At 39.7% G+C, this 20271-nt stretch carries 16 protein-coding genes; 11 read left to right on the top strand and 5 right to left on the bottom strand.

The features are described 5' to 3' along the window. The first annotated feature begins 21 nt into the window (after positions 1–21). The 4 genes from AC1Q59_RS01980 (at position 22) to AC1Q59_RS01965 (ending at position 7476) form a co-directional block, all read left to right on the top strand. Complete coding sequence (locus AC1Q59_RS01980; RefSeq protein WP_492364091.1) at positions 22–1167, top strand: exonuclease SbcCD subunit D; 1146 nt, start codon at positions 22–24, stop codon at positions 1165–1167. Next, complete coding sequence (locus AC1Q59_RS01975) at positions 1164–4298, top strand: AAA family ATPase (RefSeq protein WP_492364090.1); 3135 nt, start codon at positions 1164–1166, stop codon at positions 4296–4298. The genes AC1Q59_RS01980 and AC1Q59_RS01975 overlap by 4 nt, the downstream gene beginning before the upstream one ends. A gap of 119 nt (positions 4299–4417) precedes the next feature. Beyond that, positions 4418–6298: a selenocysteine-specific translation elongation factor gene (selB, locus tag AC1Q59_RS01970; protein WP_492364089.1), complete on the top strand. Its 1881-nt coding sequence runs from the start codon at positions 4418–4420 to the stop codon at positions 6296–6298. A gap of 227 nt (positions 6299–6525) precedes the next feature. Then, a complete protein-coding gene (locus tag AC1Q59_RS01965) occupies positions 6526–7476 on the top strand; it encodes a C40 family peptidase (RefSeq protein WP_492364088.1) in 951 nt (316 codons plus the stop codon). Positions 7477–7594: 118 nt separating this feature from the next. On the opposite strand, the gene AC1Q59_RS01960 is transcribed toward AC1Q59_RS01965, so the two are convergent. Together AC1Q59_RS01960 and AC1Q59_RS01955 are read right to left on the bottom strand one after the other, a co-directional pair. Beyond that, positions 7595–8644 carry a M42 family metallopeptidase gene (locus AC1Q59_RS01960; RefSeq protein WP_492364087.1) on the bottom strand — a complete coding sequence of 350 codons (1050 nt, stop codon included), beginning with the start codon at positions 8642–8644 and terminating at the stop codon, positions 7595–7597. 120 nt (positions 8645–8764) lie between these two features. Then, the gene (locus AC1Q59_RS01955) at positions 8765–9406 is read right to left on the bottom strand and encodes a hypothetical protein (RefSeq protein ID WP_492364086.1); all 642 of its coding nucleotides are present in this window, start codon (positions 9404–9406) and stop codon (positions 8765–8767) included. 378 nt (positions 9407–9784) lie between these two features. On the opposite strand from AC1Q59_RS01955, the gene ltaS reads away from it, so the two are divergent. From ltaS to AC1Q59_RS01920, 7 genes are all read left to right on the top strand, one after another. Beyond that, complete coding sequence (gene ltaS, locus AC1Q59_RS01950; protein WP_492364321.1) at positions 9785–11728, top strand: lipoteichoic acid synthase; 1944 nt, start codon at positions 9785–9787, stop codon at positions 11726–11728. Between the two features lie 123 nt (positions 11729–11851). Continuing rightward, positions 11852–12088: a hypothetical protein gene (locus tag AC1Q59_RS01945; RefSeq protein WP_492364085.1), complete on the top strand. Its 237-nt coding sequence runs from the start codon at positions 11852–11854 to the stop codon at positions 12086–12088. 229 nt (positions 12089–12317) lie between these two features. After that, positions 12318–13001: a helix-turn-helix transcriptional regulator gene (locus AC1Q59_RS01940; RefSeq protein ID WP_492364084.1), complete on the top strand. Its 684-nt coding sequence runs from the start codon at positions 12318–12320 to the stop codon at positions 12999–13001. 38 nt (positions 13002–13039) lie between these two features. Continuing rightward, positions 13040–13702 (top strand): L-serine ammonia-lyase, iron-sulfur-dependent subunit beta, encoded by a 663-nt coding sequence (gene sdaAB, locus AC1Q59_RS01935; protein ID WP_492364083.1) that lies wholly within the window; start codon positions 13040–13042, stop codon positions 13700–13702. Positions 13703–13734: 32 nt separating this feature from the next. After that, positions 13735–14607, top strand: a complete 873-nt coding sequence (sdaAA, locus tag AC1Q59_RS01930; RefSeq protein ID WP_492364320.1) for an L-serine ammonia-lyase, iron-sulfur-dependent, subunit alpha — start codon at positions 13735–13737, stop codon at positions 14605–14607. Between the two features lie 175 nt (positions 14608–14782). Next, complete coding sequence (locus tag AC1Q59_RS01925) at positions 14783–15151, top strand: hypothetical protein (protein WP_492364082.1); 369 nt, start codon at positions 14783–14785, stop codon at positions 15149–15151. Between the two features lie 69 nt (positions 15152–15220). Beyond that, positions 15221–15715 carry a hypothetical protein gene (locus AC1Q59_RS01920; RefSeq protein WP_492364081.1) on the top strand — a complete coding sequence of 165 codons (495 nt, stop codon included), beginning with the start codon at positions 15221–15223 and terminating at the stop codon, positions 15713–15715. A gap of 27 nt (positions 15716–15742) precedes the next feature. On the opposite strand, the gene AC1Q59_RS01915 is transcribed toward AC1Q59_RS01920, so the two are convergent. The 3 genes from AC1Q59_RS01915 to katA form a co-directional block, all read right to left on the bottom strand. Further along, positions 15743–16594: a DegV family protein gene (locus tag AC1Q59_RS01915; protein WP_492364080.1), complete on the bottom strand. Its 852-nt coding sequence runs from the start codon at positions 16592–16594 to the stop codon at positions 15743–15745. A gap of 148 nt (positions 16595–16742) precedes the next feature. Next, on the bottom strand, positions 16743–18302 hold the full coding sequence (locus AC1Q59_RS01910) for an ABC-F family ATP-binding cassette domain-containing protein (protein WP_492364079.1): 1560 nt from the start codon (positions 18300–18302) through the stop codon (positions 16743–16745). Between the two features lie 141 nt (positions 18303–18443). After that, a complete protein-coding gene (katA, locus tag AC1Q59_RS01905) occupies positions 18444–19901 on the bottom strand; it encodes a catalase KatA (protein WP_492364078.1) in 1458 nt (485 codons plus the stop codon). Between the last annotated feature and the right edge of the window lie 370 nt (positions 19902–20271).

Genomic DNA, 20271 nt, shown 5'->3' with positions numbered 1-20271 from the left:
TGAGAAAACGAGGGGTAAGTTATGAAATTTATTCACACGGCTGATTGGCACTTAGGGAAGCTCGTGCACGGAATCTATATGACAGAGGACCAGCGCTATTTTTTATCCCAGTTTATTGATCTAGTGGAGGAAGAACAACCGGATGCTGTGATCATAGCAGGTGATTTATATGACCGGTCTGTTCCGCCGACAGAAGCAGTTGAATTGCTCAATGAAGTGTTGTTTAAAATTAATGTGGAACTAAAAACACCAGTAGTTGCGATTTCAGGCAATCATGATAGTGCAGAACGGTTATCGTTCGGAAGCACATGGTATAAACAAAGCAAATTCTATTTATCTGGAAAGCTCGAAAATATTTTTGAACCTGTACAAATTCAAGGTGTTAATTTTTATATGGTTCCTTATGCAGAACCAGGAATGGTGCGACATCTTTTGGATGATGATACGATTCATTCTCACCAGGATGCCATGAAGTCGATAATTGGGAAAATCGAGGAAACTCTGAATCCTAATGAGCCAAATGTCTTTGTTGGACATGCCTTTGTCCTTGGCGGACAATCGTGTGATTCTGAACGGTCCCTTTCCGTTGGAGGCTCGGGCTGTGTATCAGCTGATCTGTTTGCACCTTTTTCTTATACGGCACTTGGCCATCTTCATAGTCCGGATGCTATTAACCATGAGAAGGTACGCTACTCTGGATCTATTCTAAAATACTCTTTTTCCGAAGCTAAGCAGGATAAATCAATATCCATTATAGAGATGAATGAAAACGGCACTTTTGATCTCCGCAAACGTTCCCTCAGTCCAAAAAAGGATATGCGAGAGATCGAAGGATTTCTTGATGAACTCCTAGATCCAAGTTTTTATGAAAGACAAAGGGTTGAAGACTACCTAAAAATAGTTATTCAAGATGAAGGGGCAATTCTTGACCCAATGAATAAGCTTCGTCAGGTCTACCCTAATGTTCTTCATTTTGAACGTAAGCTAGATATCATTGATGCTAAGAAAAAACAGTCATTTTCATCCGTTAAAGATAAAAAGAAGACAGAGATTGAACTCTTTAAAGAATTTTATGAAGAGATGACGACCGCAGAATTTACTGAAGAGAAAAATTCTGTAATGACCGATATTATCAGCAAGGTTTTACGGGAGGAGGCGAAGAAATGAGACCGTTAAAGCTGACAATGCAGGCATTTGGGCCATATGCAGAAACAGAAGTAATAGATTTTACTAGTTTAGGAAACCGGACGATGTTTGTCATTTCAGGAAAAACAGGTTCGGGGAAGACAACCATTTTTGATGGAATCAGCTACGCTATTTATGGAAAAGCAAGCGGTGAAGATCGGAACGGTCCTGACCTTAGAAGCCAATTCGCCAAAAGCGAGACGGCAACTGAGGTTGCACTTGAATTTGCTCTAAGAAATAAAACCTACTATATAATAAGATCTCCTCAGCAGGAAAAACAAAAGGAAAGAGGCGACGGTGTCCGGATCATAGGAGCAAAGGCTGAACTATACGAAATTGATAGTGATGGCACTAGACAGCTGCTTGCTTCCAATGTTCGTGAGGTTGATGAAAAAATCAAAGAGATTATGATTATTGACAGCAACCAGTTTCGCCAAATATTGATGATTCCTCAGGGCGAATTCCGCAAACTATTAACTTCTGAAAGCAAAGATAAGGAACTTATCCTGCAGCGGCTCTTTCATACACAAATTTATAAAAGGATTGAAGAAGAGCTTAAAGAGAATGCAGGAGAGCTAAAAAAAACAGTCGAAAGCCAGACAGCGCAGCGCAGCCATGCCCTTAAGCAAATCCATGCGCTTTTTCAGGAGGAGCTAAAGGAATATTTAGAGGCTGGAAATGAAAATGACACAGTAATCCTGCCGCTGCTATCACAGGAAATAGACTTCATGAATGCCGAGCTGGGAAAGCTGGCAGATCAGCTAAAGCGGGAGAAAGAGAATCGTGATCGGATACAGCAGAAGGTATATGAGGCTGAGACGATCGTCAAACAATTGAAAGCAAAGGATGACCTGGCAGCCAGAAAATCAGAACTGGAAATGATGGGAGAACAATTTAATACTGTTGAAAAACAAATTGAATTTGCTCATAAAGCGGCCCTCCTTGCGCAGCAGGAAGAGCTTTGCCACCATTTAAAAAAAGAGGTGGACCAGACCAATCAAAGCCTGGAGAAAATAAAGCTAAATATGACAGCATTGAGCACCCTGCTTAAAGAAAATGAAGCCAAATGGGAAGCAGAGAAGGACAATGAAGAAGATCGGAAAAGGATAGCAGACAGTATCAGCGCTCTTCAGAATATGAAGGAAGATGTCTATTTGCTGTCAGATGTTCAGGAGGAAGCGGGCAAGCTAAAGGCTGAAATTCAAAAAAAGAAGAGCGTTAACGAACAGCTCCAGATTTCTATACAGGAAAAAGCAGAAATCATATCATCTTTAAAAAAGGAAAAGGAAGAAGCTGAACAGGCTAAGCTCACTTATTTTGAAAACAGTCATAAACTTGAAAAAGCAGAAGATGAAATTGTCCGCTTAAAAAGACTCGCTGAGCAAAATTTCCGATATCAACAAGCATTAAAGATATTTAAGCAGCGCCAGGGGCTGTTAACACAAATATCTGCTAGTCTTGCAGATGCAAAAAGTTTAGTTACAGAAATGGAACAAAAATGGCTTCATGGACAAGCAAGTATTCTAGCAAAACAGCTGCATGAGGGGGAACCTTGTCCAGTTTGCGGATCGAATCATCATCCAGAGCCGGCAACAACTGATAAGGGAATCCCAACCGAAAAGGATTTGAAGGCTGCTAAACAGCAGGCAGCAGCATTGGAAAAAGAAAAAGCTGCCGCAGAATCCTCCTTTTATGAAGCGCAATCTTCCGTTCATTCACTAAGCGAGGCAATAAAGGAGCAGCTGCTAGATCTTAGAAAGCAATATGCTGAATTTAACTTAGAAGCACTTCCTGAATGGCAAGAAAAAAAGGTGATGGAGCGCAACAGCTTGATTCAGTTGCAAAAGGAAGCCTCTGCTAAACAAGAAAGGTTCGCTTTATGTGTGAAGGAATTAGATCAAACGGAAAAACAGAAAGAAAATGAATTGAATCAGCAGCAAAAATTAATTGAACAATTGAATGATTTAACCATTCTATATACCGGAAAAATGACAAACTTAAATCGGATGATGGAGAAGGTTCCAGAAGATCTTCGAAGTGTCCATTTGTACGAAAGAAAATGTAAGGATGCTGCACAAAGACAAGAGGAGCTCATGAAAAGACTGGAGGAAGCACAGCAGCGCTATCTTGAATCAAAGGATAAGCTGATTACTGAGTCCGCCAAATTTGAAACGATTCAAGAACACGCGGTAAAATTTGCTGAAAAGCTGAAATTTGAGAGAGAAGCCTTTATTCAAAAGATGCACCAGCAGGGGTTTGAAGTCTATGGGCAATATAATGAAGCAAAGCGGTCAGAGCAAGAGATAAAAGCGCTGGAAGAGTCATTAAGAAGTTACCGAGAAGAGCTTCGATCTGTCCGTGATCAGTTAGAGGAATTAAATCGCTTGCTTAGAGATATTGAACAACCAGATATGGATAAACTGAATAATGATTTTCAGATGGCCGAGAACCAAATCCGTCTCTTACAGGAGCAATATACTAATTTATATATCCAAAAAAGGGATAATGAAGATACGCTCGACAGGGTGGAAAAAATAAATCATGAAATCAAGGCTTTGGAAGAACGCTACAAAATAGTCGGACATCTAGCGGATATTTCCAAAGGACAAAACACGAATCGGATTACTTTTGAACGCTTTGTCCTAGCTGCCTTTTTAGATGATATCTTACGTACAGCCAACGTTCGGCTTAGAAAAATGACGAGCGGGCGCTTTGAATTGAAAAGGAAAAAGGACCGGTCGAAAGGGAATGTTCAAAGTGGTCTCGAGCTCCTTGTATTTGACCAATATACAGCACAGGAACGGCATGTAAAGACACTGTCCGGAGGCGAGAGCTTCAAAGCTGCTCTGGCTTTGGCACTGGGATTGGCAGATGTAGTCCAGCAGTATGCCGGCGGAGTATCATTGGAGACAATGTTTATCGATGAGGGCTTTGGGACTCTTGACCCGGAATCGCTGGATCAAGCGATTGAGGCATTAATCGATATCCAAAGCAGCGGCCGTTTAGTCGGCATTATATCGCATGTTCCAGAGTTAAAGGAAAGAATTGATGCTCGCCTTGAGGTGACTGCAACACAAAGAGGAAGCAAAACAGAATTTCAATTTCTATCGTAGCTTACCACTTCATGCCCCCGGAAAAGCGTAGCGCCTGAAGTGGTAATCAACGGCCAAATTTAAGTTTAATAGGTCCCAGAGATAAACATATTGACGAGAATGTAAAGCAGGAGGATAACGTGAATACAAGGTATTTTACTATCGGGATGGCAGGACATATCGATCATGGGAAAACAACGCTGACAAAAGCTTTGACAAATGTAGATACAGATCGTCTAAAAGAAGAAAAGGAAAGGCAAATCTCCATTGAATTGGGATTTGCCCCGCTTTATGAAGATAGCAGCATGCAGATCTCTGTCATTGACGTACCAGGGCATGAAAGATTTATTCGGCAGATGATTGCAGGTGTTGCGGGAATTGATTTAGTTGTTCTTGTGGTTGCTGCAGATGAAGGAGTCATGCCGCAAACCAGGGAGCACCTGCAAATTTTAAGGTTATTAGGGATTAAGAGCGGAATTGTTGCTATCACTAAGATTGACAGAGTTGAAGAAGAATTCATTGACCTTGTCCGTGAAGATATTCTTGAAGAATTAAAAGGGACGGTATTTGAGCATTCTCCAGTGATCCTAACTGATAGTTTGTCACATAAGGGTGTTGACGAACTAAAATCACTCATTATCGAAACACTGAAAGAACAGCAGATGAGAGATTCTAAGGGAGCTTTTCGTCTTCCGATTGATCAGGTTTTTACAATAAAAGGTCAAGGAACTGTTGTCAGAGGAACAGTATATGAAGGAACAGTTGAAGAAGGACAAACTTTAATGGTCATGCCAAAAGGCCTTGAAGTTCGTGTTCGCCAGCTTCAAGTCCATAATCAGAAAGCTTTGAAGGCGTTTGCCGGGCAAAGGGCGGCCATCAATCTATCAGGGGTTGATAGAGATGAAATTAAGCGAGGGGACGTACTTGTTTCTTCCCAGCAGTTTGCTGTAACAAAAACGGTTGACGTAGCTTTAAGTATTACAGAGGATCTTGATTATATCGTGAAACAGCGAATGCCAATTAAATTACATATTGGAACCTCAGAGGTTATGGGGCGGATTGTCTTTTTTGACCGTAATGAAATTAAGAATGAATCAGATGAAATACTGTGTCAGATCAGACTGGATGAAGACGTTGTCGCAAAACGGGGCGATCGTTTTATTATCAGACGTCCAAGCCCTCAGGAAACCATAGGGGGCGGCTGGGTCATTGATCCCCGCGGGGAAAGATACCGGTTTGGCTTAAAGACTATTAAGGAACTTGAAAAGAAAAAAGAGGGCACCCCAAAGGAGCGGATTATCTCAGCTCTTCTTGAGGAAAAGAGTTTGTCAATAGAGGAACTCATCAAAAGAACTTCACTTGATCGCCTTGAAATCCAGGAGCTATTACTTAATGAAGAATTTCTTTATTATAATAAGAAGGAGTACACTCTCCGATCAATCCAAAATAAAATCCAGGAAGAGATCGCTGAGCGGCTCAGCGATTTTCATGAGACCCATCCGATGAAGCAAGGGATGAATAAAGCCGAACTTCTGCAGCTGATGCAAAAAGACTATCAAAAACAGCTTCTAGAATATGTAATAGAGCAAGGAGTTGAATCCGCGCTAATTAGGAGAAAGGGTCAATTTATTTACAATATTGATTTCACTCCGCATATCCCTAATAATTGGCAAAGACGGGCAGAAGGCTTACTTGCTGACTTGAAGAAGGATGAATATAAAGTGAAATATATAGAGGAATATTTCAAGGATGCAGGAATACCGGCCCAGCTTATACCGGATTTAAAACGATTTTTAGAGGATCAAAAAGAGATTGTTCCTCTTGATGATCAATATTACTGGCACGGGGATCATTTCAAGCAGGCAGTGGAAAAATTGAAAAAAGGCACGGGTCAAGACTTTGAGGTTGGAGATGCAAAAGAAATTCTCGGGCTTTCCCGAAAATATTTGATTCTGTTTTTGGAAAGGTTAGACCAACTGCAACTGACAAAACGAACAGAAAACAAAAGAATTTGGCTATGAGTATAAACGGAAAAAATTACCACAAAGGAGCTAATCTAGGATTGGCTTCTTTTTTTTAAGTTTATTCTTCCAGGTGGCAAGGTAATTCTGCGTTATAGCTTCAGAAGGGAAGTTACAATTATGCATATATGGCAGAATCCCCCTTACCTCCCACTTTTTACAGCTGGGAAACTGCTAGAATTCTTACTAAAATAAGGATATAAATGAAAAAATAAGGGGAGTTCACCATGAGAAAACAGCTACTTACAATGGCAGCAACTGCAACTATCATGTTTACCTCATTCAATGGCCAGGCAAGTGCTCACGAGAATAACTACCAGGTTCGTTCAGGCGACACACTTTGGAAGATTGCTCAAGCTAATAATCTATCAATTCAGCAAATTACTGATTGGAATCGCCTCTCAAGTACTGTCATTTACCCTGGCCAAACGTTAACCCTGCTTGCCCCGCATTCCCATGAGGAAACTAGCAAAAGCTATACAGTGCAATACGGGGATACTCTATGGATCATTGCCAATAAGTTAAAAATGGGTGTTTATGAGCTTAAGAGTATGAATGGCTTATCATCAGATGTCATCTACCCAGGGCAACAGCTGCTTGTAAAAAGCGGATCGACATTACCTGCACCGCCAAGTCAGCAAGAGTCCGTCAATACATATAAGGTTCAATCTGGTGATACTCTTTGGATTATTGCCAATAAATTTAATGTTACGATTGCACAGCTAAAATCTATTAATCAATTAAATTCAGACATCATAAATGTTGGACAAACCCTATTAATTCCTGCTGGGAGTACATCTGGGCAAATTTCATCTCCTGCCGCAACAGTGGATGCTTTAATAGCAGAAGCAAAGAAATACATCGGAGTTCCATATGTCTGGGGCGGAAGCACCCCGGCAGGATTTGACTGCAGCGGATATCTAAACTATGTCTTTAACCATGTTGGTTTATCTATTCCAAGGACAGTAGCAGCCATTTGGAGTGAAGCAAAGACTGTTTCATCGCTAAAAGAAGGGGATATTGTCTTTTTTAATACAGGTTCCAGTCCGTCCCATGCCGGAATCTATTTAGGAAACAATCAATTTATTCATGCAGGTACATCAACAGGAGTGACCATCAGCGATATGGGCAGCTCTTATTGGAAATCTCGCTACATGGGGGCTAAAACCTTCTTTTAATTAAATGGCTGTATTAAATTAAGCCGTAGACATGCGCACCATTCATTTAAATATTATTCAATGTTAAAGCTTTAAGACAGTCTAATTAATAAAAAATCCTCCGGCAGGAGGATTTTTTTTATTGAACCATCTCAGAGTTTACATAATGGTAAAGCAGCTGTGCTGTATTTTCAATGGATGATTTGTGTGTTCTTTCAAAGGCATGTGAGGAATCTATTCCGGGACCTACTAATCCATGAACAATATCATGCCCAGCTCGGATGGCAGCTGAAGCATCTGAGCCATAGTACGGATAAATATCAAGTTTATATTCAATTCCATGGTCATTGGCAAGCTTTACAAGTCTTTGCCTTAGTTCATAGTGATAGGGACCACTGGCATCTTTGACACATATAGAGACCGTGTACTCATCCGTTGACTGTCCATCACCCATAGCTCCCATATCCACCGCTAAATATTCAATGGTTTCAGGGGGAATATTTGAGTTCCCTCCATAGCCGATTTCTTCATTATTCGAGATAAGAAAATGGGTTGTATATGGCAATTCAATATTCTCGAGCTTCAGCTGTTTGATTAACTGCAGCAGGATCCCTACACTAGCTTTGTCATCAAGGTGACGGGATTTAATAAAGCCTGAAGGCGTAATTTCGACCCGGGGGTCAAATGAAATAAAATCGCCAACTTCAATTCCTAAAGCACGTACATCGTCAGCGTTATACACCTTTTCATCCAGGCGAATTTCCATATTATCCTGATTTCTCTTTTCCTTGTCTGCATCCCTATATACGTGAACAGAAGTCTGGTGCATTAAAATGGTACCAGTATAAATTCTGCCATCTGCTGTTTTTATTTGGCAATATTCACCTTCAACAGAGTTATATTTAAATCCGCCTATTAGGTCAAGTTTAAGTCTGCCGCTCGGTTTAATTTCCTTTACCATTGCCCCCAATGTATCAACATGGGCAGTGAGCATGCGGTGGTTTTTATCGTCAGCCCCTTTTAATGTAGCGATTAATCCGCCTTTGCGATTTCTTTTTGTTTCTACATGCAGATCCTGTAAATATTTTTCGACAAAGGCAATAACCTCAGAGGTACTTCCTGATGGACTTGGGATGGATACCAAATCTTTTATTAATTGCATTGTTTCATCGGTATTTGGAAAAGGCATAGGATGAAATTCCTCCCTCGGTAATTAATTTTTCCCATCTCATTATACCTCTTATTGGGATAGGGCAACAGGAACAAAGTCCTGTTAGAGGGAGAGAAGCATAAGTACTCACCCTATATGCTAATATTTATTAATATTCTCTAATTCAGATGTAACTATAAATTCTTCCCCGTTTTCTTCTGTATAAATAAACTCCTGCTTTACTTTTCCATAACCGGGAGCCCAATAGGATGTAACGGTAGAGTGATCCCCTGACTCCTTTTGTTCAAGGATAATCACATGATCCAATTCTCCGAACGGCAGCTTTAATTTGGCATCTGTCTCAATGATTTTCCAGCTGTTAAATCCGCTTCCGTTCGATAATGGGGCAGCTAATTGGGGTTTTGGACTAAAAAAATGATCTTTTACTTGTTCAATGGGAGGAATCTTTTGTTCATAATATTCAGGCTGTTCATATACAGTATAAATACCATCAGAAGTCAGCTGGTAGACTTTTAAGATTCGAGTTCCGCCGTTTTCAACGACTGCTGGAAGATAGCCATCTTCTGTTTCGCAAAAAATTTCTTTGTAAGAAGCAAACTCATTTCCTTGACCAGCAAAGGAATAAACTTTATTCTCAAGAGGAAAGTATTCTTTTATTGAAGGTTTCTCCTGGGTGCTAACTTCATGCTTTTCGGGCTCTTTTTCTACTGCAGGCTGATCTGCCACAGCGCAGGCACTAAGGGAAAAACAAAAAAAGAATAAGGGGATTAGCTTTTTCATATGCTAAGCACTCCTTTTGGTCTTCTAAGATATATGACGTTTAAGAGGGGACAAAAGTTTCAATCACTTATAGCGAGCAGATTAATTAATCTAAAACAGGACAAAAGAACCATTATAGCCATTTTGATATAGGTTTTTACGCTTTTTGGGTATATTTAGGGGATTTTGTAGAAATAATACTAAATTTATATTGCACGTTTTTATTTGATTTTTTTTTTAGATGTGATATATTAAACATCGTTCAATAAAATTTGATTTCGGCAATTAATTATCTAGATAAATAAATCATATTTAATAAACTTAGCGGCTGCTAAGTTTTTCTGATTTTATTTATGCGAGGTGTGAATTTTGAAAAAACTGTTAAAACTGTCAAAAGAAATGACAAAGGGGAATTTAAAATATTTTTTTCTTATTGTCGTTCTATTTTGGCTAAAAACTTATGCAGCATATCGAATTGAATTCAGTGGTTTGGGCATAGACAATGACATTCAAAAATTTCTCTTATTTTTAAATCCATTAAGCTCAGCTTTATTATTTTTAGGCTTAGCACTGATGTTTAAGGGGAAAATACAGTCTGCTGTCCTCTTGTTCATGAACTTCCTGATGTCTTTTTTATTATATGCTAACATCGTTTATTATCGATTCTTTAATGACTTCATAACTGTACCAGTCATCATGCAAACAAAAACAAATGGCGGTCAATTAGGCGAAAGCGCACTTTCTTTAATGTCACCGTTTGACATTTTTTACTTCACAGATACGTTTATTTTATTGTTTTTCATTATTAAAAAATGGTACAACCCTAAGAAAACAGCTAGCAGAAAACCTGCATTTTATGTAGCGGCTTTAGCGGTCATTGTGTTTATTATTAATCTTGGACTTGCCGAATCAGATCGTCCGGAGCTATTAACACGTTCGTTTGACCGAAACTATCTTGTGAAATATCTAGGTGCTTATAACTTTACGGTTTATGACATCATTCAGAATGCTCAATCTGCTAGTCAGAGAGCATTAGCAGATTCAAACGATATCACAGAAGTAGAGAACTATATCAAAGCGAACTATGCTGAGCCAAATCCAGAATACTTTGGCAAAGCAAAAGACATGAATGTTATTTTTATTTCTTTGGAATCACTGCAGACATTTATGATTGATTATCAGCTAAATGGTCAAGAGGTAACACCTTTCATGAACTCTCTGGCACATGATGGGAAGACCTTCTATTTTGATCACATTATTAATCAAACTGGCCAGGGGAAAACGTCGGATGCAGAGTTTATTATGGATAACTCTTTATATCCTATGTCCCAGGGTTCAGTCTTTGTAAATAAGGCACAAAATACACTTCAGGCAACACCAGCAATTTTAAAATCACGCGGATATACTTCAGCAGCATTCCATGGAAACTATAAAACTTTCTGGAATCGTAATGAAATGTATCGTACGATTGGCTACGATAAATTCTTTGACGCGGAGTATTACAACATGACTGAAGAGAATACAAAGAACTATGGATTAAAAGACAAGCCGTTCTTTAGTGAATCTATGCCAATGCTGGAAAGTCTGCCACAGCCTTTCTATACAAAGTTTATTACTCTGTCTAACCACTTCCCGTTCAAAATGGATGAGTGGGATACTGACTTCCCAGCTGCCGAAACAGATGACAAGGTTGTCAATCAGTATTTCCAATCAGCACACTATATGGACCAGGCTTTAGAGCAGTTCTTTAATGATCTTAAGAAATCAGGTTTATATGATAATACTGTTGTCGTTATGTATGGTGACCATTACGGAATTTCCGAAAATCATAATGATGCGATGGCTGAAATTATCGGCAAGGAAATTACACCTTTCGAATATGCTGCCAACCTTCAAAGAGTGCCTGTATTTATTCATGTACCAGGTGTAGAAGGCGGAGTTGTTCACGAATGGGGCGGTCAAGTAGACGTTCGCCCAACATTATTGCATCTGTTGGGAATCGATACAAAAGATTACTTGGAAATTGGTTCTGATTTATTGTCTAAAGACCATCGTGAAATTGTTCCATTCAGAAATGGTGATTTCGTATCACCTGAGGTTACACAAATTGATGAAAAATGTTATGCAACCGATACTGGTGAATTAATCGATGGGGCAAAATGCGAACAGCCTGCAGAAAATGCGAAAGAGGAACTCCTTATGTCAGATAACATTGTCTACAAGGACCTGCTTCGCTTCTATAGGCCTGATGGATTCGTGCCGATCAACAGAAACGATTATCGATATGTGAAAAAAGAAGTACCTGTTCAGCCGGAAACAAAAACGTTTGGCGAACAAGAATAAATAGGTGGGGCGAAGAGTAATTTCTTCGCTCCTTTTTTGTCAGCAATACTGCGTATTGGATTATTTTGTCTCCTCCATGTACAATGGGTAGTGATAAATGATGACCACGAAGGAGGAAGTCGTTTGAGCGAGTGTAAATTGGATCATTCCCACGACGATATAAAACAGAAGTTTGAAGCGCAAAAGGATTTTTTGCCAAGCGATATGGGACATTTATTTGAGGTGTTTTTGCAGAAAGAGCATAGCCAGGATTTGCTGAATGAGGTATTTCATTTGCTGAAAAAGTATGATCTTGCCACAGAAGAAGAGAAGGACCAGCGAAATAATCGTTTATACCTCGTATTAAATAACGTAAATTGAAAATGCTGCAGCATACGCTGCGGTATTTTTTTTATTATGCGTGATATAAGTTAATGTTTATTATAACTGCTTAGTTGATTGGAGCGGAAATCAACGGCTAGATTTAACCAGAACACTTATTAAAAAAGCACAACAAGTCCTATTACAATTTTTTTGTAGCTATTAAAATATTATTTTAACTATCTAAGTTTTTGTGGTATGATGAGCTCATAATAAAGAAGATAAGGAAGTGTGCAGGTTGAAGGAGGACAAAGAGCTCGTATTTGATCTGGCTATTCGAACGGCAAATATGCTTGTTAAAATGTTCGGTTCACGCTGTGAGGTAGCTGTTCATGATTTCTCAAACTTTAGGAAGTCGCTTATTCATATCGCGGGAAATGTGACAGAACGGGAGATCGGCTCACCTGTCACTGACTTAGTACTTAAGGAGCTAGCCAAAGACAAAGACCAAGTAAATGACATTCCGAACTATAAAACACAATCCAAAAAGGGAAATATCATGAGGTCCTCAACGATTTTTCTTCGTGACCGAGTTGATAAGGTAATAGGAGCATTATGCATAAATTACGATATCAGCCTATTAATGCAATTTGGCGGGGAAATTGAGGAATTAGTCAATTTTGATGAGCAGCAGGAAAAATCCGAAAATTTCTATACATCTATCCAGGATATTACGCATGAAATGGTTGAACAAGTTCTTAGCGGCTTTAAAAAAGCGCCATCACTCATGACGCTTGATGAAAAAGTGGAATGTGTCAGACAGCTTGACGATAAAGGCACCTTTTTAATCAAGGGAGCAACTGAATATGTTGCTTCTGTTTTAGGAGTTTCAAAATTTACAATTTACAATTACTTGCAAAAAATTAGGACATTACATGAATTCTATTCTGATGAAATGGCCGAACCGAAATAAAGATATCTTAATAAAATATTAAAAAAGGAGTACAAGAAATGAAATATAGATCCGCTTTTGATATTATCGGTCCTGTTATGATTGGCCCTTCAAGCTCACATACAGCGGGAGCAGCAAGGATTGGCCGGGTAGCAAGAACATTATTTAACCGAATGCCGAAAAAGGCTGTTATCTCTTTATATGGTTCATTTGCAAAAACGTATAAAGGACATGGAACAGATGTGGCCATTGTCGGAGGCATTCTAGATTTTGATACATTTGATGAAAGAATTCCGATGTCATTAAAGCTTGCTGAAGAGGCTGGGATGGAGGTTGTCTTTTCCGTTGAGGAAATGGTGCCGGAACACCCGAATACAGTAAAAATTAACCTCTATGATGACCGAGGAGATCTTGAAGTTGTTGGGATTTCTATCGGCGGCGGAACGATTGAGATTATTGAGCTTAACTCATTTAAACTTAAGCTGTCTGGAGAACATCCTGCGATTCTTGTTGTGCATAATGATCAGTTCGGTGTGATTTCGTGTGTAACAAAGATTCTTGCTAACCACCAAATTAATATTGGCCATATGGAAGTTTCCCGCAAAGAAAAAGGAAAAATGGCATTAATGGTGATTGAGGTAGACCAGAAGATTAAAAAAGATGTTATTGAGGAAATTGAAAAAGTTCACAATGTCACTCAATTGATTAGAATGGTAGATTAGAAAAATGCAAGAATTGGGGTGTAACTGTTATGATGTTTAGAAATGTAGCTGAGCTTATCCAGTTAGCGGAAAGCCAGGGAGTAAAAACTGCTGAAATTATGATTCAGCAGGAAATAGAAGTGACAGGTCTTTCTAGAGAAGAGATTATTGCAAAAATGGACCGCAATTTAACTGTCATGGAACAAGCTGTTGAAAGAGGGCTTAAAGGTGTAACATCTGTTTCTGGTTTAACTGGCGGCGATGCGGTTCTTCTGCAAAAATATATTCAGAGCGGGAAAGCGCTGTCTGGAAATATTTTATTGGACGCTGTTAGTAAAGCGGTTGCAACAAATGAGGTCAACGCCGCTATGGGAACGATTTGTGCAACGCCGACTGCCGGATCTGCGGGTGTGGTTCCTGGGACTTTATTTGCTGTCAAGGAAGTCTTGAAGCCAACAAGGACGGAAATGATTGAATTCTTGTTTACATCTGCAGCCTTTGGTTTTGTGGTAGCAAATAATGCCTTTATTTCAGGCGCTGCAGGGGGGTGCCAGGCAGAGGTTGGTTCGGCCGCGGGAATGGCTGCGGCATCAATTGTAGAGATGGCAGGCGGCACGCCGAGCCAGGCAGCGGAAGCGATGGCTATTACCCTGAAGAATATGCTTGGTTTAGTATGTGATCCTGTCGCAGGACTCGTAGAGGTTCCATGTGTGAAAAGAAATGCTATGGGGGCCTCCAATGCGATGACAGCGGCGGATATGGCATTGGCAGGAATAACAAGCCGAATCCCATGTGATGAAGTCATTCATGCTATGTATACGATTGGCCAAAGAATGCCTACTGCATTAAAAGAAACGGCTGAAGGCGGTCTTGCCGCAACACCAACAGGCCGAAGACTGCAAGCGGAAATCTTTGGGGAAAAGTAATCTTATTGGAAAATACAAGAGGACCCATAAAGGACGGCAGATTAAATAGCTGCTGTCTTTTTTTATTCTTTTCACACATTATTCATACTTTGAAAATCAATTGTAAACAATTATCCACAGACTCCCGGAAAACACGGTGTTAAGATAAAGAAAATGAAAGGAAGGAGCGATACACATGGAGGAAATCTTGAAGGAGATTTTGCATGGTATGAACGACATAAAGAGCCAGCTATCTGAAATTGACCAAAGTGTTAAGATTTTAGAGAAAAAAATGGATCGAATAGAGAAGCTTAATAGCATTGAGCATCGAGTCGAGGTCAATCAAATTGATATTACGGATATCAAAGAACTTGTTGAAAATATGGATTCTTTTCAGAGGGAACATATGAAAGACTTTTTTGATTTTCTAAAGGGGACATCCATTAAGATCTTCAATGAAGAGCTGAACCAGATTAATCAGCGTTTAAATGCTCAGCTTAAGAAAATTGCCAAGAACGAAGAGGCAATCATGATGATGGAAGAGAAACATAATAGAGTAGGCTAAAAATAGTGCTGTCTTCCACATACTTTTCCAAAAACTGCAAAAGATATGTTTTGGGAAGGAGGAAGACTTTTGGCAGCTAATTTAATTCGCTTATGCATTGTTCTTATTTCATGGTCTACGCTATTATTTTTACCTAAAAAATCCTTTCATAGATATTTGCCAGTATCCATCTTTTGTTCCTTCATGGTGATTATTGTCTCCTTATTTGCATTAAGATATCGCTGGTGGTCGGTTAAAGGAGGCATAGCAAAGTTAGCTTTAATGGACTTAAGTTTTATCTATGGGCCATTTTTTTCTGGGACGCTATGGATTTTTCACTTTTGTTTTGGGAAATTTAAACGGTATCTGTTGCTTAACGGGGTAATGGATGCGTTGCTCGCCTTTCCATTGAATGCTTTTTTTCAAAAGTCTAACGTCTATAAGCTGCAGAATTTTAAATCGATCTATATATTTACCATGTACTATGCCTTTGCTATTTTTATTTATGGTTACCAGCTTTTAATTGATCGATCAGCAAAAATGTTACGAAGCAAAACTTTCTTTTTTGGATTTGGACGAAATTAAAAGAGCTTGCCAGCGGCAAGCTCTTTATTATTCATTGTGCCACATGGTGGCTAATGTACCTTCTCCAGAGTGAACGGCGATTGTTGAACTAATTTCGCCAATAAAAATGTCCAGATTTGGAAAAAGCACGCGAAACTCTTCAGCAAGCTTTTCGGCTTTATCCTGAATATTTCCGTGAAGAATTTGCACTTGTGAGATGGAATGTTTCTGATAAGCTTCTCCGAATAATTCGAGCATTCGCTTGATTGCCTTTTTTTCGGAACGGACTTTATCAAATAAGGCAAACTCTCCGCTTGAATTTATTTGAATGATTGGCTTTATGTGCAGTAAACTGCCTAGCAGGTAGGCGGTACCTGACATTCTGCCGCCTTTGTAAAATTGATCAAGGCTTCCAAGCAAGATATAGTTCTCAGATTTTTCTGCTTCCACTCTAAGCTTTTCGGCAATCTCCTGGCTGGAATGCCCGTTTCTTTCCATTTCCATCCCCTTATATATTAAGGTTGTGATTGCATAGGACATCGATCGCGAATCAACCGCTTTCACTTCAAATCCAGCAAGTTCGGCACCTGTTAAACAGCTGTTAATCGTTCCGCTCAATTTGCCTGAAATGTGAATGGCAATCGCGGATTCGTAGGTTTCTTTCAAATTTTCAAACAATTTAGCGAATCTTCCGGCTGCTGGCTGTGATGTTTTCGGTATTTCTTTATAGGAACGAATTCTTTCATATAACCCGTTTGTTTGAAGCTCAACCCCATCCTCAAAGGACTCATCTCCAAAAGTTATCGTTAAAGGAACGATATACACATCAGGGTGATCGGCTAATTCTTTTGTAATAAAGGCAGTGCTGTCGGTAATCCAGGCAATTTTCTTTTTATTCATTCATTTATTATCCTCATAAAATATTTTTTGTGTCAATTTATTATACACTTTTTATTGGCTATTTTAAGAGCGTAATAGAAATTTCATAAATTTCACAAATGGGCCTATAGAAAAAGATCCCCTTAAAAATTCGGGGACCTTTATCATCTTAATTAGATTGAAGCTGATTCGACCATTCTTCCACATTCCACACCTTTGTTACCCAATCCTCATAAAAGTCAGGTTCGTGGCAGACAAGGACAATGGTGCCTTTATATGCTTTTAGGGCACGTTTTAATTCTGCTTTTGCATCAATATCCAAATGGTTTGTTGGTTCGTCAAAAAGCAGCCAGTTGCTCTCATTCATCATAAGCTTGCATAGACGAACTTTTGCCTGCTCACCGCCGCTTAATTGATTCAATGGACGTGAAATATGTTCATTTTTCAAACCGCATCTAGCAAGGGCTGCTCTAACCTGATGCTGATCTAATGAAGGAAAATCATTCCATACATCATCAATTGGTGTAATATTGTCTGCTTTTACCTCTTGTTCAAAATAAGAAGGGAAGAGGAAGTCACCGCGTTCTACCTTTCCGCTGATTGGCTCAATTTTGCCAAGCATCGTTTTTAAAAGGGTAGATTTACCGATACCGTTGCAGCCCACAATAGCAATTTTTTCACCGCGTTCAATCGTTATCGACATTTTCGGCAAAAGCGGATGAGTATAGCCAATCTCAAATTCCTCACCTTCAAACACGTAACGGCTGCTGCCGCGTGATTCTTTAAATTCAAAGGTTGGCTTCATTGCTGTTTCTGGACGATCAATTCGCTCCATGCGGTCAAGCTGCTTTTGTCTGCTCTTAGCCCGTCCTGTTGTGGAATAGCGGGCCTTGTTTTTTGCGATAAATTCTTCTTGCTTCTTGATGAATTCCTTTTGTTTTTCATAGGCATTAATATGCTGGTTTTTATTAATTTCCGCTAATTCAAGGAACTTTTCGTAGCTTGCCGTATAACGGGTCAGCTTGGAAAATTCCAAATGAAAAATGGTGTTGGAAACCTGGTTCATAAATTCTGTATCATGGGAAATTAAAATAAACGCATATGGGTAGTCTTTTAGATAGCTGGTCAGCCAGCGGATGTGCTCTACATCTAAGTAGTTCGTCGGCTCATCGAGAAGAAGAACCTGCGGCTGTTCCAAAAGAAGCTTGGCTAGAAGAACTTTTGTCCGCTGCCCTCCGCTGAGTGCGGAAACATCACGATCCAGGCCAATCGCATCAAGTCCCAATCCGCGTGCAGCTTCTTCGATCTTGATATCAAGTGAGTAGAAGCCCCCGGCATCCAGTCTGTCTTGAATTTTGCCCATTTCTTCTAATAATTCTTCCAGTTCTTCAGGCGTTGCATCAGCCATTTTGGCAGTGACTTCATTCAGTGCCATTTCTTGTTCAAATAGCGGAAGAAAAGCGTCTTTTAATACGTCGCGCATCGTTTTTCCTGGCGTTAATACGGTATGCTGATCAAGATATCCGTAGTGAACGCTTGGTGTCCACTCGACACGGCCGGAATCATGGATTAGCTGGCCAGTAATAATATTCATTAAGGTAGATTTGCCGACACCATTGGCGCCGACTAAACCAACATGATCTTCGGCAAGCAGGCGAAAAGATACGTCCTTAAATAAGGTCCTGTCACCGAACGTATGACTTAATTGTTCTACAGTTAATAAACTCATTGTAATAAATCCTCACTTTAGATAAAAAATCATTCATTTTTTCATCATACTCGATTTTTATGCTTTAGACTAGACTATCTTCCTTCCAAATGCAAAAAAGGATTCGTGTATGAATCACGAATCCTTCATCCATTTGAATCTCTATTTTACTTCCTGAGGAATAGCCAATCCTAAGCCTTTGGCAATGCGTGTGCCGTATTCTGGATCTGCTTTATAAAAGTGCTGAATCTGACGGATCTTTATGTCTTCTTTTTCAACAGGCTTCATTGCGGCAACAATGTTAGCAACAAGGCGGCTGCGCTCTTCTTCAGATAATAAGCGGTATAGGTCGCCAGCTTGTGTGTAATGGTCATTATGATCATAAGACGTGCTCTGGGCTGTACCCGTAACTGGGAATGGCGTTTGTTTGTGCGTGTGAGCCTCAGCAGGTCCGCCAAAGCTGTTTGGCTCATAGTAGACAGAGCCTCCGCCATTATTGTCAAAACGCATTTGACCATCGCGCTGGTAGTTTTTCACTTCATTTTTCGGCCGGTTGATCGGCAGCATCTGATGGTTTGTACCTACTCGGTATCTGTGCGCATCATGGTAGGCAAACAGACGCCCCTGAAGCATTTTATCAGGTGAAGCTTCAATACCTGGTACAAAGGTTCCTGGAGAGAAGGTAGCCTGTTCAACCTCCGCAAAGTAATTTTCCGGGTTCCGGTTTAGGACCATTCGGCCAACTTCAATTAATGGATAATCCTTTTGCGACCAAACCTTTGTCACATCGAATGGATCGAAGCGGTATGTGTCGGCATCCTCTAATGGCATGATCTGCACACTTAATTTCCAAGAAGGATAATCGCCATTTTCAATCGCGTTATATAAATCTTCTGTATGGTAGTCAGGATTTTCACCTGCCAATTTCGCTGCGGTTTCTACACTGAGATTTTTTATGCCCTGTTCTGTTTTAAAATGATACTTCACCCATACTGCTTCACCGTCTTCATTGACCCATTTGAAGGTGTGGCTTCCATACCCATGCATATGTCTCAATGTTGCTGGAATGCCGCGGTCGGACATAAGAATGGTCACCTGATGCAAAGATTCAGGCGATAGCGACCAGAAATCCCAAATAGCCGTTGGATTTTTCAGATGAGTTTTTGGATCACGCTTTTGTGTATGGATAAAATCTGGGAACTTTATCGCATCACGAATAAAGAAGACAGGTGTATTATTCCCAACTAAATCATAGTTGCCTTCTTCTGTGTAAAACTTTACTGCAAATCCGCGCGGGTCACGCACTGTATCAGCAGAGCCAAGCTCGCCGGCGACTGTTGAAAAACGGATAAACATCGGTGTGCGTTTGCCAACTTCAGATAAAAAGGCAGCTTTTGTGTATTTAGTTAAATCATTTGTCACTTCAAAATAGCCATGTGCACCCGCACCTTTTGCGTGAACAACACGTTCAGGCACACGCTCGCGGTTGAAATGAGCTAATTTTTCCAGTAAGTGAACATCCTGAATTAATGTCGGTCCTCGGGAACCAGCTGTCATCGAATTTTGGTTGTCTCCAACAGGGGCGCCCCAGCTGGTTGTTAAATAATTTTTTTCTTTCATACCAATCACCTCATTGCAAAATTTACTTCTTGAACACAATGATAACAGTTTTCAATTAAAAATCAATATCTATTTATAATTATTATAAATAAATATTTAATATAATTTTATAACAAGCACATTCGTTATATATATATTAAAAAAAGTGGACAAAAGAACATCTTGTGCAAAAAATCCTCGGGAGTAGGTCAAGCCTGCCATCCCATCAAAATGATAAAAATGGGCAAACTATAAAAAGGCAAAATTTTTGCCAAAAAAACTGTCCGTGATATATGTACAAAAATAATATATATGGTAAAGTAATATGTGATAATCCTTAATATATCAAGGTTGTCACTGTGTTTTTCAGAAGGACATATGTGTTTTGAAC

The sequence above is a fragment of the Cytobacillus sp. MT66 genome (assembly GCF_058792595.1).
Note: the sequence above shows the minus strand (reverse complement) of the source record. Positions and strands in the feature narration are given on the sequence as shown.